The sequence below is a fragment of the Bacteroides sp. MSSM.1001136sp1_RTP21357st2_D2_RTP21359_211015 genome, assembly GCF_040913205.1.
GTDB classification, from domain to species: Bacteria; Bacteroidota; Bacteroidia; order Bacteroidales; family Bacteroidaceae; genus Bacteroides; species Bacteroides ovatus.
In genome coordinates this window covers 18,497-34,163 of sequence record NZ_JBDFVF010000050.1, presented here as the reverse complement: position 1 = coordinate 34,163, position 15,667 = coordinate 18,497, and the positions used below count along the sequence as shown (strand labels likewise).

Sequence of the window (15,667 nt, the reverse complement as noted above, 5' to 3'; positions counted from 1 at the left end):
ATTTCGTTGTAGCACCCAAACGTTGAGCATCCGCAGTTAACTCCTTCACTTTATCAGAAGTGGTTCCTAATATTGCAGCAAGCCTACTATTAGCTAATTCAAATTTAACAATATCACCTACTCCTTCACGCAGTTTTGTAAATAAAGCAACAACTCCACTAACAACAGCTTGTGCACCAATATATCCAGCTGCCCACCCTTTTAAACCAGCACCAACTTTACTTAACCCAGGAGCAAGCTCTGTATTAAGCATCCTACCGGCATTCCGGGCAATAACACCCATATTCTGCATGGATTTATTACCGTTCTGTATCTCAACCCATGCAGCCTTTACTTCTTCCCGGTATGCACCGATAGTCATTTTCTGTTGACTATATCGATCGGAATTTCGCTTTATGTAATCGGTATTGATTCCGATTGTAGAATTAAGACGGGCAAGTGTACGAATATAGTTTTCATCCGTATCTTTCAAAACATCAACAGCCTTTTGCAGCTGCTTATTCATTTCCTTTGCTTGTGAACGGCTATGTACTTCCTGATTAGTCAAGATAATAGCAGTTCTGATAAGTTTTAAACGTTCTTCTTCAGATAGAACAGCTTTCTTACGAGTAGTATTACCGGCATTCTGCGCTTTTGTCAAGTTAGCTTCTGCTTTAGCAGCCTTTTCCAAGGACACAGCATTATCCGAGTTTGCTTTGGTTAGTTTCTTCAGTTCAGCAGCAGATAATTTCTCTACATTTAGCTTTTCCTCTATCTTCTTACTGACAGTTTGAGTTATTTCAGACTGTTTTCTAAGAGCTTCGGTTAATTCAGCAGATGCAGAACCAGCCGTTTTTGCTTGAGTATTATAAAGGTTACTCAACTTTTCAAGATCAGCAACACCTTCTACATTTAGTTTCAAACCTTTTGCTAATTCTTTGGCCGCATTAACATAATCAGCCCTCACACGCTCAATAGTATTATCAAGCTCCACCAATTTCTGCAAATCGCTCTCATCAACGAAATCTTTCAATTTTAAATCCATAATTACAGATAATGTCTATATTCAATAATCTTTCCTTTTATCTCAACTCCAAGTTTATCAAAAGCATAGGTACCATCTTCTTTCTGATAAACAACATACATGCAACCATCCAAGACAGCTGCTTTCTTTGCAAGATCACTGATACGTTCCAGTTCACTCTGCATCTTTTTTATTTCGCAACTACAAGCCATTTTCTACCGATATCCACATTCTGAAAAGAAACGTTCCATCCAGGGACGGAGATACATAATATTAAAGTACTCTTTAGCTGTATCACCAATGCCTAAAATCTGCTCACCGTATTTCTTCTCAATAGAACTACCGTCCGTAAATCCTTTCGTTGAGAATCGAAGCCCGGAATCAATTCTATCGGCAGTTATGCTATCATAGAAAGTACCAGTAATAAAGAGGTTAGGTACCTCAACCGGACGCGGTGGCAAATAAAGTATCTCACTTCTAAGAGGTGGAGTTATCCTCTCCTTCCATCGTTTATATTGTTCCGCACGGTTCTGCCAGGGACCGGGCTCGTTAAAATAGGTGTCAGTATCATAATCAGGATTCAATAGATGTTCGGTACCGTCCAAGCCGGAATATAATTGTTCCTGAATACAATCAACGAGCACATTCTTATGTTCTTCCATACACCTAATACATTCCTCTTCAAACCCGGATGCAATGGAATGAATAACTCTATGTAATTCATCAAAATCTGCCATACAGTAAAAATATAACGGGCTGGGCTGTAATCACACCCCAGCCCGTCGGTTACTTAGTTATCGCATCGTACACTTCCGAGAGCTTCTTCTTACGGTCAGCTTCCTTCAGTTCCTGCCACACGACTTTAATGTGCGCATTAATAAACTCTTCCTTCGTCATGCCCTTCACAGCAACCTCGACGAACGTAACATTATCTACCTTCATGACACCTGCTCGATACCTCTGATTCCTTTTTCATACAATACAGAAGGAGCTTTCAACGAAGGAACCGCCCCGGCTTTAGGAACAATGGTAATGATACCATCCGAATATGTAGCAGAAGTTACGTTATTCATAACTTCAGCAGCACCATCAGCAATAAGACTGCCAAATTCTTCTGTACGGTCATAACCACCAACAACTTCAACTATTTTGTAAGTATTTTCGGCCTCCAACTTTTGAAACACAACATCAACCAAGCCTTTAACGAAATTCTTGGGATTGAAGTCTAACTGCACGTAGTCAAAGTGCAATTGGCTGTCTTCCACATCTTCATGTGAAAAACTAACAGTCATCGCAGACTTAGCACTACTGGTCGGGTACTGTGTCACGGTCGGGTAAACAGTAGACATCGGAATACCGGCAAGGATATCAGTGTCATCATTATAACCGATCAACATATTATCCTGATTCCAAAAGTAAACGTCCCATCCTTTATTGGCACATTTCAGAAGCTGGGCATTCAAAACCTCATCAAATTTCTTCAAAGTGAAGGTGTCTGTTTGAGCGCTAAGCCCGTTGTATTCACTTGCACCGTACCCTACAGGATTAACTTGAGGCTCTCCACCATTCTTGGCATACTCCAGGAATGGCAAAATAGGGTAAATACGCCCGGGACGGTCTGCATGGCACAATTCGAGCAACTTCTCACCTGTTATATCAGCAGGGAGTTTGACACCATGTTCTGTCAAGATAGCACCTTTGACTTTTTTCCAGTCAATGCTACAGGCAGAACTACCAGTGTTCATCCGGGAACCCTTACACGTTCTAATCTTTCTCATTTTCTTCTACAATTAAGATTATTAATTTTTATTTCCATCGAGCGTATATTTATGGCATCAATCGGCTCGCTCACAGCCTCACCGGAATCTGTATAGGCTCCGTATCTGCCATATGAATAGTTTTCTGAATAACTATGTTTCACTTTTTCGTCATAGTCGCAGTCGAACCGAGAATCTTCATATAATACTTCCAATAAACGTTTATAGATTGGCCGAAGGATATTTTTAAAAGATGTGGTTCTGCGCATCTCATTGCTCCACTCTTTACAAGAAGAACATGCTATAATTAACGAAACCTTTGCTTTTGAAAAATAATCCGCATCACCCCTATCCTCACTAATTGGAGTGAATAGTGCAACCAATGGAAACTTCCTTTCAGACTGGGCAGAAGACTTACTGTATTCATCTAAAATATCTTTGATATATTGACTGCTACCGAAGATGTAATTCAACCTTGGGGACTTCATAACTTTAGTTCCCCCTTTCCCATTTGGATAGAGAATTTCAAGCCCTTCTGGAAGTTCCTTTACAATCTCCTCAAACAGTTCTGTTATATCTAAATCTATCATAAATTGAAAGCATTAATTGGGGTCAAAAGATTCTTGGTTATTTTCACATCGAAAGGACAATCATTCGACATAGCCCATTCAACAAACTGTTTATTCTTCTCTACCATGCTATTCCATGTGCTTACTTGTCTCTTCAAAGGAGCCATATATTCATTAGCACATTTCAAACGGACAAGCCCGGTTATTGTAGCCTGGGTGTTTGCGTCACGAAGAATATGATAAAAGACATAGTCAGCGAACGGTTCACACAGCTTCTCGCATAATACTGCATATCCGGACTGGGGGGCTTCTTTCTCTTCTGAAATATCAACTTCATCTGAAGAATCTTCCTTTTCCCGTTCAATAAGCTCCAAATAATCTGTGATAGCTTGGGAAAGAGTCACACCAACAACATTCCGGAGAAATTCGGGCTGAAATACCTTAATATACCCATTTATCACCTCATTCACAGCAAGAGATTGGGGCGAAGGCATTTCAGCAACCGAAACATTCTCAATATGCCTGGGACCTGACATAAAATATGAAACATCAATCAACATAGCGATAGTTATTTAGAAGTCTTGCCTTTCCCGGTTTTCTTTTCATCTTCCACGGAAACGGCTTTATCATCTGTAACAGTTACCTCCTTGGCATCTTCCTCTTGCAAATCTTTTGAATCGGCAACCGGAAGATTCTTTTCATCAGAAGGCACCTGTACTTCAAGTTCTGCAATGCGAGCTTTCATTGTTTCACGCTCTTCTGTCAGTTCAACAATTGTCTTATCTTTCTCTACAATGGATACAGTAAGCCTGCCAATCTCTTCATTTTTCTCTGCAAGCATACATTCCAATGTCTTTCGGGCATCTTCTTCTGTAACAAGACCACATTCGGAAATAGGGATGAGTTGAATCATCCCTCTATTAATCCGAATGCGTTGCTCTTTAAGCACATTGGTTACATCCTTATCGTTACCTCTAAGTATGTAATCCATAATCCTACGCTTTAGTTATTGCAGTCTTCAATGCGGCCAAATCCCCATAAGCGAAAGCCCACGGCATATAAATCGGGAAGATAACTTCTTCTTGTGCCATCAATACAACCTCGTTGCAAAGCTTGGTCTCCACATCTTCAGCCCATTCAAGTGTCAAAGTGGTATAATCAACCAAATTTGCGGCTTGGTTGAAGTCACCCAAAAGATACTTACCAGGAAGAATACCACCATACTCGATAATCGGGCGACCGGCAATATATTTCACCCCATCAACCATTTTAACGATACCAAGATTACGTCCTGTCGTATCTTTCTCTGATTCCATACCGTTAACAGTCATTGGATTAAGAATAATAGCATTCGGAAAATACTGGGCATATGTCATTGCGGCGAAAGCAGTTTTCACTACATCTTCAGAGTTGGGTTCCTCAATATTCTTAAAGCCGGCTTCATGAACACTGAATGTCATCTTATCCGTAGCAGTTTCAGCACCGGAGAACGCGACACCAGGAATAAGGATACGCCCATCTTCCATTTTCACAAGAGCGTGTGTTTTGTTCAGTTCTGTAAGAACAGCGGCACCAGCGAACGTGATACTCATTCCATCAAGAATCAAATCCTGTGGTTCTGCAAACTCTACAATCACATCCTTATCACCGTTATATCCGGTAATAGCTTTTACAGCACCAGCAGCACCTGTAACAATGGCTGTACTAATAATCTTCTCTACAGAAGTCACCCCAGTATTATTGACAATACCAAGCAGATTCTCCCCATTACCGTCACCAAACAAGATGTTCCAGTCTTCTGCCATCCAAACAGCTTCAGGAAGCATGTTCAAGATGTAGGAACGAATGTACACTCTTGATTTCAACATACGTTTTGAGATACGGATATGAGTACCAAGGCGCTTAGTTCCTGTCTGTATCTCTTTTACCTTGATGCTTGATTCAGGCAAACGCCCATTCTCTGTTACAAAACGGGCATTGCGGTTGAAAGCATATACTTGCGCATAGGCAAGTTGAGGGTATGCAGGATCAGCAGTCAGCGTCGTTAATACATCACGCATATGCAACTTTTTGTTGGCAACCTGAGTCACAACACGTTTCTGTTGTTGAGTAATCAACAAATCACCGGTGTAATTGTCAGTCATGGAAACGACATCTTTCAAGGAGAAGCCGTCAAATTCTCCTGATTTGCGTGTTTTTCCTTCTGCGAAATCTCTGAATTTTTCAGAATCAAGCATCTCGTTCAACTTCTCATCGAACTTGTTGATAGCATTCATAGACAAGCCCTTTTGTTTCATTTTCTCAATACTTTCTCCAAGGGTCTTTACCTGGGCAACGAGTTCTTCATTGTCTTTAACCAATTGCTGAAACTTCTCATTGTCATAGGATTTCAGCAATTTATTAATATCGTCAAACTGTTTTGATACCTCATCCGGTGATGCAATTCCTTCAAGGGACTTGTTTACTACTTCACACATCATGCCGACGATGTTTTCCATAAACGCCTTCTGTTCTGCCGGCAAGCCGTCCGTTTTCAGATTAAAATCTGATACTGTAAATTTTCTAATTGGCATAAAATTTAAATTTTAAGTTATTTATTCTCGAAACAGCTATTCAAACTCTTAAAATCGAGTAAAGTGCCATTATCAGCGGCTTTAATCGTCACTTCATCGTTCCCATTTTCCCCGTCATTCTTTTCTTGAGTGTCAACAGACGGCTCATTTTTTCCGGTGGTATCTTCAGAAGTGTTTTGCAGAATAGCATTCGAACGATATACTTTTCCCCAACAGTGGGGACATCTTACATAATTCATAAGGTCTTGTAGACCCTTTTGAGAAAATTCTTTCTTTTCTGATTTGACAGAATCAATAAGAGAAATTACTTGGGTTCTAATCTCCGGAGTGAGCTTCTCCATTTCTTCCCTTACAATGTCCTGTGTTATCCATCTCTGATAATCAGCAGCATAATCTAATACCTGTTGGGCAAAGGTATGCTCTGTTTCTGCATCATAATCAAATTGATGACCACAATGAGGACATGAGACAACGGCACCACCGTTGAGGCTCTTCAGTAATAAACTTAATTCCATATCGTATCCTTTTAAACGTTCATCACTATATCCATGCTGCAAGAACGCTTTCCGAATGAAATCAACAGCCTCCTTTACCTGGTCGGCAGTAGCAGACTTAATATTCACAAGGAAAGTCTGGGGATTACTCCCCCAACTTGTCAATGTTGAATATTCCATCATACGCCATTCAAGCACTTTACAGGGATCAACAGAATCTCTTTTAATGGCCTTGACCCCAATAGAATGTTCAAGTGTTCTGCCATTCTCTGCAAACAGTTTATAATCAGCTAACGTATCACGGCCAATCTGTTTTTCAAGATTTAACTGACCGACCATAACCAAATTACCTTCTGTTTCCTTACCACTCAACGGAACACCTAACAACTGGTCTGTACGATGATTCAGGAACCAACGCATCCGACCAATATTTTCTTTCAATGTCTTATTGAATGAGCCGGGCATAGATATGTCATTTTGTGAGTCCTTCACACCGATACCATTCACCGCAACGGTAACGATACCCTTCTCATCAACATCATTTGCCTTTGTCTTGTACTGAAGGCTTTTGATTTTCTCTTCCATCTTTTTCATCTCCACTTTTAGTGTTAAAAACTCGATTTACTTTATCCAGTTCCTCATCTGACATATCAAATTTCAATTTGTCAAACAAGGGATTTTCTATCATACTTTCACCTATTTGGGCACGCCAGTCATTGAGCGTTATAAGCCCACATGAGAATTGTTCACGACAACGTTTATTTATATTTGTCTTTACGTCCTCGGATTCTTTCAATCCTTCCTGCAAACAATCAACATCAGAGAAATCACAATCCAAATAATATCCCCCTCCTTCAAGACCAAGGAAAGCTGTAAAATCCTTGCAGAATTGTTTGGCCATAGGAATAACAGTTGAACAATATACGCTCTTTTCAGCAGTAGCCTGATTGCTAAATGTGGACTGGTCTTTTCGCGGAACAAGAACGGCAGGGATGCCGTATGCCCCTGCAATATTTATTGCATCAGCCAAAGTCTCTTCAAACGGCTGTAACTCTGCAATAGAAAGATTAGTACGAACAAAGTCAATATCTGCATCTGAAATACCATAAGGTACCTGACCCTTCCTTACACCATACTTCTCAAAATTTTGCTTCAAAAGCTGTTCCTTTTCATCGTCAGTCAACGCTATTGAACCGGTAGCATCAGTTTTCTTACTTACAATAAAGCCCAATCCACCCCGCTTTACATAAATCACATTTCTAGCTTCATATACAGCTATTAGATTTGACATTGGCTTATTTTGGGAAGCAAGACGACTTTTGGACTTCAAGAACATAGCCCCTGAATAGAACTCTGCACTTCCGTCTCTATCATGCCATATTTGGTATGGAGGAATTTCCAAACTACCATTCCAACCATACTCCAAACGATAGCTACGAATAATATCTTCTGTTTGGGCAATACCAAACAATGGCATATTCCCGTAAACAGGTTCTACAATAGTCTTATCAGAAGGTAGCACCCAATAATTATCGCAATATCTCCATTTTTCAGCTGTAGAAAAGACATCAGGCATAGCGGCACGAATAAAGCTATTCCCTGTACACAATTTATAAATATGGTGCTGATAAATCAATTCTTTCCAACGCATCAAACAATTAGGACGACTAAGTATGCCATTCATTCGTTTATTCGCCCATACTATACTGTCATCCTTAGTTTTCTTCAATTGAAAATTAGCACCTGCAATTCGCGATGCAATATAATCGATCGGGAAAAAGACTTCAGGTATCGTACTGAATAGCGTTAGATAGTTACTGCCCGCTACAATAGGACTAGTAAGGTCCTCAATGTATGCAACTGACCATTTTTCAGCCTTGCCACTTTGAGTATCTATATCCTTATTTTCAGATGAAGTAACTATTTCAACTTCACCTTTAGTCTTAGATTTCTTTCCAAATAGATTATCAAAAAAAATATTCATTGGGTTCCTTTTTGAGCAAAACTAAGTAAAAAGGAAAACCGTTTTCCAAAACACTAAAATCTTGAAATTACGAAAACATAATACCAACAATATAACATCCTTATTTTCAATCACATGTAACGTAATTCAATTCAAACCTAATTTTACAACGAACTGTACTAGCCCACTCAAAACAGCACTGGCCTCTTTTGTTTCACTATCTTTATTATAGTCCATCAGGTTATTCATGAAGGCAACATATTCCGTATCAGATTCTACTTTTGATGCAGAAAAAAGAATACTATTTTTCACATAATCAGATGTTGCAGCAATACGCTTATCTACATCCGGAAACTCTTTCATTACACGAATCTCCTTGTTTGTACTAGAACGGAGTTCCCGAATAAAAGGGAAATAAGCATCCGTACATTCAATTACACATGAATCAGATTCATGGGACAAAATAGAAGAACGTATATCTTCTGTTGAAGTAGTATCCATAAATACGACATCAACAACATGCCATTTATTTCCACATCTAAACGCTTGTATAAGAACAAATTTCCCATTAACATTCGGCATCACATATAGAATCTTCTTAGTGTATTTACATTCGGTATCTGGATTGAAGAAATTAATAGTGCCATTACAAGCATACAAGTTTCTTTTTCGCCGGTTACTAAACTCTATATACTGCTCACTACACAAATCCACAACGACATATCGGAACGTATCAGACAGGTGCCCGTGCTCCTCATAAGTCTGCAAGGTAGTTTTATTCTTGACCTTAGTTTTAAGAATGGCACCGTTAGCATCTTTCTGTACGCTCATGTAGTCCTCAATAGATACCGAACATGATTCGTCAATGTATATCTCTATACCGGGAACAGTACAATCAAAGATAGCATTGATAAACTCACCGGTCATGGCAACACTCGGATTCTTGTTGCCTACCTTATCTTCAATCTCGAATCCTTCTTTCTGCAATGTATCTATGAATAAGTCCATCCAGGAACGCTTCTCATCGTCAATGCTGTTTGCCGCTTTCGTTGATGCATCACCATGTACATATAACCTATCAGAATATTGGATAGATTTCAGATACTTTGCAACAAGTTTGGAAGCTTTCTTTACTGTATTGTTGGGGCTTTCAGCACACGTTTCATGGAATTGCCAAACCTTGGTACCAGTTGTGAAATCGACCTGCCAATATGATACGCTGATATACGGAAGCACGTTGTTATCGACAGAGATATGAATAGGTAAGTCCGGAACATACTTATGCTCACCGGAATGTTTGCCACGATTGAAGGAACCGAAGAACTCACTACCGGTACGAATGACACCCCATTCTCCCAATGCGTACACATTGTAATAGTCCGGATCGTGAACTCTATCATACTCAAAGTCGGCAACACATTGCTCATCATAGAAACCATACGTACCGTCAGGACTACCAACAACCCAAAAATTATTCAAATAGGTAGATTGGATAATAACTGTATTAGGGGCCTGTTCCTCGATTTGCTTAGTACGAAGATTAAGTATTTGCCTGGGTGCGTTCTTTCTTACGGATTTGACCTTGGTAAGTTCTTCCGGCAACTCTTTGCCGGCAATGGTAACAGTCATCGGTACATCATGCCATTTATCTTTATCAATAAACTCTTTCTTTATCCAATGGCTTTCACTGATCGGGTTAAAGGTACAAATAATCTGCTGCCCTTTCTTACCACGCAAACGCTTACGTAGCTGCTTGAAATCCGGATGCTCGAACTCTGACCATTCCTCTAACTGAACTCGCTTATAGTTAGAGATACCTTTTATCTTCTCCGGATCGTCAAGACCGGAGAAATCTATCTTCGCACCATTTACCAGACATTTAATAGTATTCTGTTGAAATTTGAACAAATGGGAGATGCCAAGACCGATCGCAGCGACCTTATAATCTTCATAAATGGTTTTGAGAATAGAAGCTCCTACCTTACGCATGACAAGAGTGTTCTCACCATCCTGTAATGTCTGTATCAGTATTGTTTGTGCCACACTATACGACTTACCGGAAGATGAACCTCCATAGAGAATGATAAAACGGATAGTCTCATCATTCAAGTACTTCAATAGATAGAATCCGTTAGGATTTAGCTTCTTATAATTTATAACCATATTGTTCTAAAAGTAAGGTTTCTCCGTAGGATGAATACCGGATTTTGCAGTTCAAATTGTTCTATTCTTCCGAATTCTCATTATCTTCAAATCCGATACGAAGTTCACCGACTTTATTTCCGTCTCCACCTTTGATGTTGACATTCTTATCGGCTTCCCATCCATTCCAGGCACCAAGAATCCGGGCCGCTTCTGTTTTGCCATTGAACTCATAGGTAACCTCTCCTCTCTTATTCTGTATCTTCTTCAATGCGTTACGGGCACGTTTGGGAAGTTGGGAAGGAGTTCTCATTTTTGTTTTCCCGGTTGCAGGGTCAACAAAATGAAGATCATCGGGATTGGCAAGTACTATATCCATTAATACCCTCTCAACAGTTTTCCTCTCTACTTCAGACTCTTTCGCTCTCTGCGCCTTAATCTCATTTATCCTTGTACTAACCTTGCTATTTGCTAATAGTCTACTCGCAGCGCTCCAAATTGTCTCTGGCTTCATGTTGGAAGTATTATAAGACATTCGATATGCTTCACTTGCATTACCTTCTGTATCAACGTAATATTTACAGAATTTCTCTTGCTTAAATGTTAATGGTTCCTCTCGCTTTCCCATATCAATTATTGTTTATTCCTATGAGAAAAAGAAGCTGCTCTCTATCTCTTAAAAGCTCATAGGTGGCAAGCAGTGTGCTGCCAGTTGTTAATATGTCATCGTACACTATTATTTTCTTTTCCTTTATCGGACGAAGAAGAAAGAATTCCGGATTCAATCTATCTTTAGTTAGGCACTGAATTGCATTCTCATAGAATGGTATTTTCACCGCCCCCGCAATTTTCGTACAGATAGAGGTTGAAAAATGAAAGCCCTCGTAGTGTCTCCGTCGCGGTGTGGTGACTATACACCATCCTTCACATCCCCCTACAATGAAGCGGTGGAGAAACTCACACGCTCTCTCTGCAAAGAATGATGCAAGTTCCTCCGACTGTTTAATTTCTGAAAAGCTGGTACCAGTCTTGGAACGGGTGAACTGGGAGATGTAATAGATATCACCCTTTTTATGAAATGATACCTTTTCTTTCAGATCACATAACCGTTCCTGATGAGACCAGCTCTTACATTTCACCGCTTCCGGCTTATCCCAGTCGTCAATACGACATATCTTTCCCTTTCCTTTCATCAAAGATCTTCTTTACTCCGTCCTCGACAGATGTGTAAGACAAAGGTACTAAATAGATATCCCGGTTCACCGACTGCTCCAAATTGTCAAAATCTCGTTTTTCATTAATTAGCTCAATTTCAAGCGGTTTGTAGTATTTTACTAAAGAAGCAAAATACATAGTAGTCACAGGTTGGACGTTACAAATATTGATAAGTTGCCGGTTACAACCCACCGAATAGATAAGCCCCTCAATGACATCATCTACGTAAGTGAAGCACCGGATATTCTGACCACAGTTGTATAATGACACGTTTTCCTTTTCCATCAGGAACCAGAGAAGAGTTCTTTTTCGCGGATTAGGTCCATATACATTATGCAGCCGGCACCCGGTCGCAGCCTTACAATAGATAGATGCATACTGTTCATCGAAATACTTGCTTATTCCATACATAGAAGTGGTATTCTCCGGATTAGCCGTTGACGAACTGGCATATATTAACTTCACATGATTTTGATTGCAAGCATCAGCTACTCGCATGAAAGTATCAATGTTATCCTTCCTGATCTGTTCCAGGTTTCCATTAAACACACTAGTTTGCGCCGCCAAATGGAACACACAATCAATACCCCCATTTTTCAGGAGCTCACATACTTTTGTGGCTTCAGTACCAGACTTTCGATCAAGTCCTATGACTTCAACACCTCTTTTTGTCAATTCGCGGCAAAGGGCTTTTCCTATAAACCCCTCACTGCCGGTTACAATCATTCTTCTCATCATCACAAAAAAATAAAGGATATATCAAACTCTCGTATATCCAAATTCAACATATTGTTAGTAAAAAACTCAAAAAAACATTAACTTCAAAATAGAATACACTACATTTGTAGCTGTATAAAATATAAAATCAAATAAAATGAAAAGACCGCAAATAGATATAATCAAATACGCATTAATTGCAACAGCCATATTTACTCTAATATTAATATTAGTATATGTATATAGATTTCATCACGGACTGTCCTATAATCATAATGATTTTGCTGATTTCGGCAGTTATTTAGGTTCAATTACAGGATTACTTGCTTTCATTGGAGTACTTTATACAATAAAAGACTCACAAATAAATAGACAAATTGATAATGAAAGGTCAACATTTTATAATTTGTTGGGATTATATCAGCATCAAGTCGACACCAACAAATATACTGAACACCAAATTGAGAAAACAGGAATTGAAGCATTCAAAGCATACGCACATGAAGCGCGTTCATTATTCTATGCTTATGTAATATATCATTTTATAAAAGATGGAGAAAAATTTCCATCAGAATTAACACAAGTCAGTAAGTTAGACGAGCAAGCATTTCTGGAGATTTATACTAAGTTTGGAGTTCATTCAACTACAGAATTAAATGTATTATTAAAAAGTAGGGATCCCAAATATTATTACGATACTATATACGAAATAAAAGGCATAATAATGTCAAGCAAAATTCATGAAATGTATCGTATAATTGTTGCATCAATCTGTAATAGGATTTGTATAGAAAAAAGATACCAACAGCTCTATAAGTTCATAAGAAATGTCGGAGATTATTTATATGGGCAATATGGACAATATTTAGGGCAATACCATAGAAACATATATTATCTGTTGGATTCAATCCAAAATTTTAAATACCCCAATGACTATTCTAAAATATTTAGAGCACAATTATCCTCAGATGAGTTAACAGTCATACTATTCAATTCAATGAGCTCGCAATCAACTCTCAAAACAATTTCTTTATTAAAGAAATTTGATATATTCAATAACATTATTGCCCTCGAACTTCCTATATCTGGATATGATACAGAAAAAGAAATCGTAATTCAGACTATTAACTCTCTTTTTCATGAATTTATAGCTGATTCTACAAACAAATGATTATATACCCAATTATTATATTTATTGTAACTGTACAAGAATATAGGGAAAAGAGTGGTTGTATTATTCAACAGTTTTCTCTATACTTCCGCATTCAGAACGTTCAATTTCTACTTATTTGATACCAAGATAATCCCAAAAAGAAAGTCTACCTTTTACATTCTCAATAGGACTTTCAAAAAGTATTGGATTAGCTAATACCCAGTTATAAACTTCTTTTTCAGCCCAGATGGAAGAATGATTCTGTACACAATCCACTATCTCAATGCTACCGATAATGGAGCCTGTACAAAAACTAAAATCTTTCCACTCTTTGTTTTCCGGTAATGCCAATAACTGCTCATTGGTAAGTATTGAATCATAGAAATTATCGTAATTCAAAGGTTTACCGCTTGCATGAATCAGTACCCTCTGCCCTAAATATTTCTTAGGACACGGCCAAGTACGGTTCTCAATGTCTTTAATACCGTGGACTATCAAAGAGGCCCACGGTTGTTTTATTGTTATTGCTTTCATTTTTATTAGTTTTACGCAAATTGCTTTAAATAATAATCGCATCTAAATCCCTTACGAGGCGAAAAGTCTACAAAGTCAAATGACTTAAACAGCCACATTTTATTTGCCCACCTTGCAAGGTCTAACTCATATTGTTTAGGCTTTCTTTTATTCGTGAAATCCCGGTAGGGTTGAACAAACGGAGTAATACCTAAACTCCTCAATGTGTTAAGCCGAAACAAATCCTGCTCAATGGTAGAATTGAAGCCGACCAAGACATAGCAAGTAATCTTATAAGGCTTCACATACTTGATCATTTCTTTCAGCCGATCAGTCAAATCTATTTGAGGTAAATCCCAAGCAATGTGAATATTCTGTTTCATCTTTAGTTTATTCAACCAATACGCCTGTTCTTCGTCCATTATGCGAACATCTACGCCATGTAACTTTATAGGTTGTCTAGTTTTCAAAAGATAGCTTACGGCATTTTTCCATTCCGGGTTCGCAAAAAAGTTGTTGTCTAACACTTCAATCCACTTTCCTTTCGGGTTCAACCCCACCGGCTCAACGGTCTGAATGTATCCCTCTTTCTCACGAACGAGGCAGAACGGGCATTTCCGAATACATCCCCTGCTAAAAAACTGTATGGAAAAAGGATATTGGGGATAAATGGAGTAGTCCATCAATGAACTGTTCTCCACTGCTTCAGGAAGTCTGCTTGCAATTTTATACCCGGTACCACCTTTTTCGATTACATCAGCCTGCAATGTCAGATAGTTGAAATCCGGAGTGAAAGTAAACACTTTGCTTGCCATCACCTTGTCGTATCTGCTGAAAGGTGTAGCCCATTCTACTTGATCTCCTTTCGTTTTATGATATGCAGAGGCACGCATAAGAGCGAAATTTGGAAAGTTATGACCATCAACGTCAATTAATCCGATGTTCATTACTTCATTGTTATACGTTAAACTTCTATCTCAAACTGCTCACTTTTTGCCGATGGCATACATTCAAGAATGGAAGAACCTACTGAAACGTAATAAACACCATCTTTTTCAAGTGGGAGCCAATGGAAATAGCGTCCTGTTTCTTCGTGCATTACCGGAATCCCCAATTTATTAAGAGGTCTACCATCTATACCTCGAAATTTTCTACACCATTTATCAATAAATTCTCGACCCTCCTTCTTTCGTTTATTGATTTTCCAACACAGATGCTTCTTATCATCATTATTCGGAATCAGTTTTTCAGGAACAAACTCCTTATTTTCAAAACCGATAAGTGTATAAAACCACTCGGCAGTGAAGCCAAACGCCCAAACATAACCGATACTATCTGGTCTTGAACCACAATATTCCTGAATCATATCTTTAGCTTCATCTTGTTCACGCAAAAGCCGTTCATTCATTTGTTTCAGTAGCTTCTCAAGCTCTGAACCTTGTTTTGCTATTATTTTCATATACTATTCTGTTTTGAGAGTTATTTACTGACGATAGTATCATACATTTCTTTGGCAGTCCAAAATCTATAATCATCTGATATATCCGTTATTCGCTTATCTGAACCTT

At 38.7% G+C, this 15,667-nt stretch carries 18 protein-coding genes and 1 pseudogene; 1 reads left to right on the top strand and 18 read right to left on the bottom strand.

Features of this window, described 5'->3' with window-relative positions; genetic code table 11:
• The 15 genes and pseudogenes from AB5217_RS23170 to AB5217_RS23100 form a co-directional block, all read right to left on the bottom strand.
• Positions 1 to 1,027: pseudogene (locus AB5217_RS23170) on the bottom strand (phage tail tape measure protein); the annotation flags it as partial.
• The gene (locus tag AB5217_RS23165; RefSeq protein WP_171034495.1) at positions 1,027 to 1,188 is read right to left on the bottom strand and encodes a hypothetical protein; all 162 of its coding nucleotides are present in this window, start codon (positions 1,186 to 1,188) and stop codon (positions 1,027 to 1,029) included. The pseudogene AB5217_RS23170 and the gene AB5217_RS23165, both read right to left, overlap by 1 nt.
• Before the next feature lie 30 nt (positions 1,189 to 1,218).
• Positions 1,219 to 1,740 (bottom strand): hypothetical protein, encoded by a 522-nt coding sequence (locus tag AB5217_RS23160; protein ID WP_008775912.1) that lies wholly within the window; start codon positions 1,738 to 1,740, stop codon positions 1,219 to 1,221.
• 49 nt (positions 1,741 to 1,789) lie between these two features.
• Entirely contained in the window at positions 1,790 to 1,945 is a 156-nt protein-coding gene (locus AB5217_RS23155) for a hypothetical protein (protein WP_004300280.1), read from the bottom strand.
• Positions 1,942 to 2,781, bottom strand: coding sequence for a hypothetical protein (locus tag AB5217_RS23150; RefSeq protein ID WP_004300278.1), 840 nt, complete (start codon positions 2,779 to 2,781; stop codon positions 1,942 to 1,944). Before AB5217_RS23150 ends, AB5217_RS23155 begins: the two co-directional genes overlap by 4 nt.
• Positions 2,778 to 3,350 (bottom strand): hypothetical protein, encoded by a 573-nt coding sequence (locus AB5217_RS23145; protein WP_004300276.1) that lies wholly within the window; start codon positions 3,348 to 3,350, stop codon positions 2,778 to 2,780. Before AB5217_RS23145 ends, AB5217_RS23150 begins: the two co-directional genes overlap by 4 nt.
• Complete coding sequence (locus AB5217_RS23140; protein ID WP_073344888.1) at positions 3,347 to 3,889, bottom strand: hypothetical protein; 543 nt, start codon at positions 3,887 to 3,889, stop codon at positions 3,347 to 3,349. Before AB5217_RS23140 ends, AB5217_RS23145 begins: the two co-directional genes overlap by 4 nt.
• A gap of 8 nt (positions 3,890 to 3,897) precedes the next feature.
• A complete protein-coding gene (locus AB5217_RS23135) occupies positions 3,898 to 4,320 on the bottom strand; it encodes a hypothetical protein (protein WP_073344885.1) in 423 nt (140 codons plus the stop codon).
• A gap of 4 nt (positions 4,321 to 4,324) precedes the next feature.
• Positions 4,325 to 5,902, bottom strand: coding sequence for a phage major capsid protein (locus tag AB5217_RS23130; RefSeq protein ID WP_234128289.1), 1,578 nt, complete (start codon positions 5,900 to 5,902; stop codon positions 4,325 to 4,327).
• 17 nt (positions 5,903 to 5,919) lie between these two features.
• Positions 5,920 to 6,981, bottom strand: a complete 1,062-nt coding sequence (locus AB5217_RS23125) for a phage prohead protein (RefSeq protein ID WP_234128290.1) — start codon at positions 6,979 to 6,981, stop codon at positions 5,920 to 5,922.
• On the bottom strand, positions 6,935 to 8,380 hold the full coding sequence (locus AB5217_RS23120) for a phage portal protein (protein ID WP_008017300.1): 1,446 nt from the start codon (positions 8,378 to 8,380) through the stop codon (positions 6,935 to 6,937). Before AB5217_RS23120 ends, AB5217_RS23125 begins: the two co-directional genes overlap by 47 nt.
• A 126-nt stretch (positions 8,381 to 8,506) precedes the next feature.
• A complete protein-coding gene (locus AB5217_RS23115; RefSeq protein WP_118299480.1) occupies positions 8,507 to 10,522 on the bottom strand; it encodes a PBSX family phage terminase large subunit in 2,016 nt (671 codons plus the stop codon).
• Positions 10,523 to 10,583: 61 nt separating this feature from the next.
• Positions 10,584 to 11,129, bottom strand: coding sequence for a terminase small subunit (locus tag AB5217_RS23110; protein ID WP_008765955.1), 546 nt, complete (start codon positions 11,127 to 11,129; stop codon positions 10,584 to 10,586).
• A gap of 1 nt (position 11,130) precedes the next feature.
• Positions 11,131 to 11,694, bottom strand: a complete 564-nt coding sequence (locus tag AB5217_RS23105) for a phosphoribosyltransferase (RefSeq protein WP_270439231.1) — start codon at positions 11,692 to 11,694, stop codon at positions 11,131 to 11,133.
• A complete protein-coding gene (locus tag AB5217_RS23100; protein ID WP_272201344.1) occupies positions 11,663 to 12,454 on the bottom strand; it encodes an NAD-dependent epimerase/dehydratase family protein in 792 nt (263 codons plus the stop codon). The genes AB5217_RS23105 and AB5217_RS23100 overlap by 32 nt, the downstream gene beginning before the upstream one ends.
• A 136-nt stretch (positions 12,455 to 12,590) precedes the next feature.
• On the opposite strand from AB5217_RS23100, the gene AB5217_RS23095 reads away from it, so the two are divergent.
• Positions 12,591 to 13,604 carry a putative phage abortive infection protein gene (locus AB5217_RS23095; RefSeq protein WP_004311547.1) on the top strand — a complete coding sequence of 338 codons (1,014 nt, stop codon included), beginning with the start codon at positions 12,591 to 12,593 and terminating at the stop codon, positions 13,602 to 13,604.
• 114 nt (positions 13,605 to 13,718) lie between these two features.
• On the opposite strand, the gene AB5217_RS23090 is transcribed toward AB5217_RS23095, so the two are convergent.
• Genes AB5217_RS23090 through AB5217_RS23080 form a run of 3 tightly spaced genes read right to left on the bottom strand, consistent with a single transcriptional unit; the run spans position 13,719 to position 15,558 of the window.
• Positions 13,719 to 14,120: an ASCH domain-containing protein gene (locus AB5217_RS23090; RefSeq protein WP_004318802.1), complete on the bottom strand. Its 402-nt coding sequence runs from the start codon at positions 14,118 to 14,120 to the stop codon at positions 13,719 to 13,721.
• Between the two features lie 11 nt (positions 14,121 to 14,131).
• On the bottom strand, positions 14,132 to 15,046 hold the full coding sequence (locus AB5217_RS23085) for a hypothetical protein (protein ID WP_077154460.1): 915 nt from the start codon (positions 15,044 to 15,046) through the stop codon (positions 14,132 to 14,134).
• 17 nt (positions 15,047 to 15,063) lie between these two features.
• On the bottom strand, positions 15,064 to 15,558 hold the full coding sequence (locus tag AB5217_RS23080; protein ID WP_077154462.1) for a hypothetical protein: 495 nt from the start codon (positions 15,556 to 15,558) through the stop codon (positions 15,064 to 15,066).
• Positions 15,559 to 15,667 lie beyond the last annotated feature (109 nt).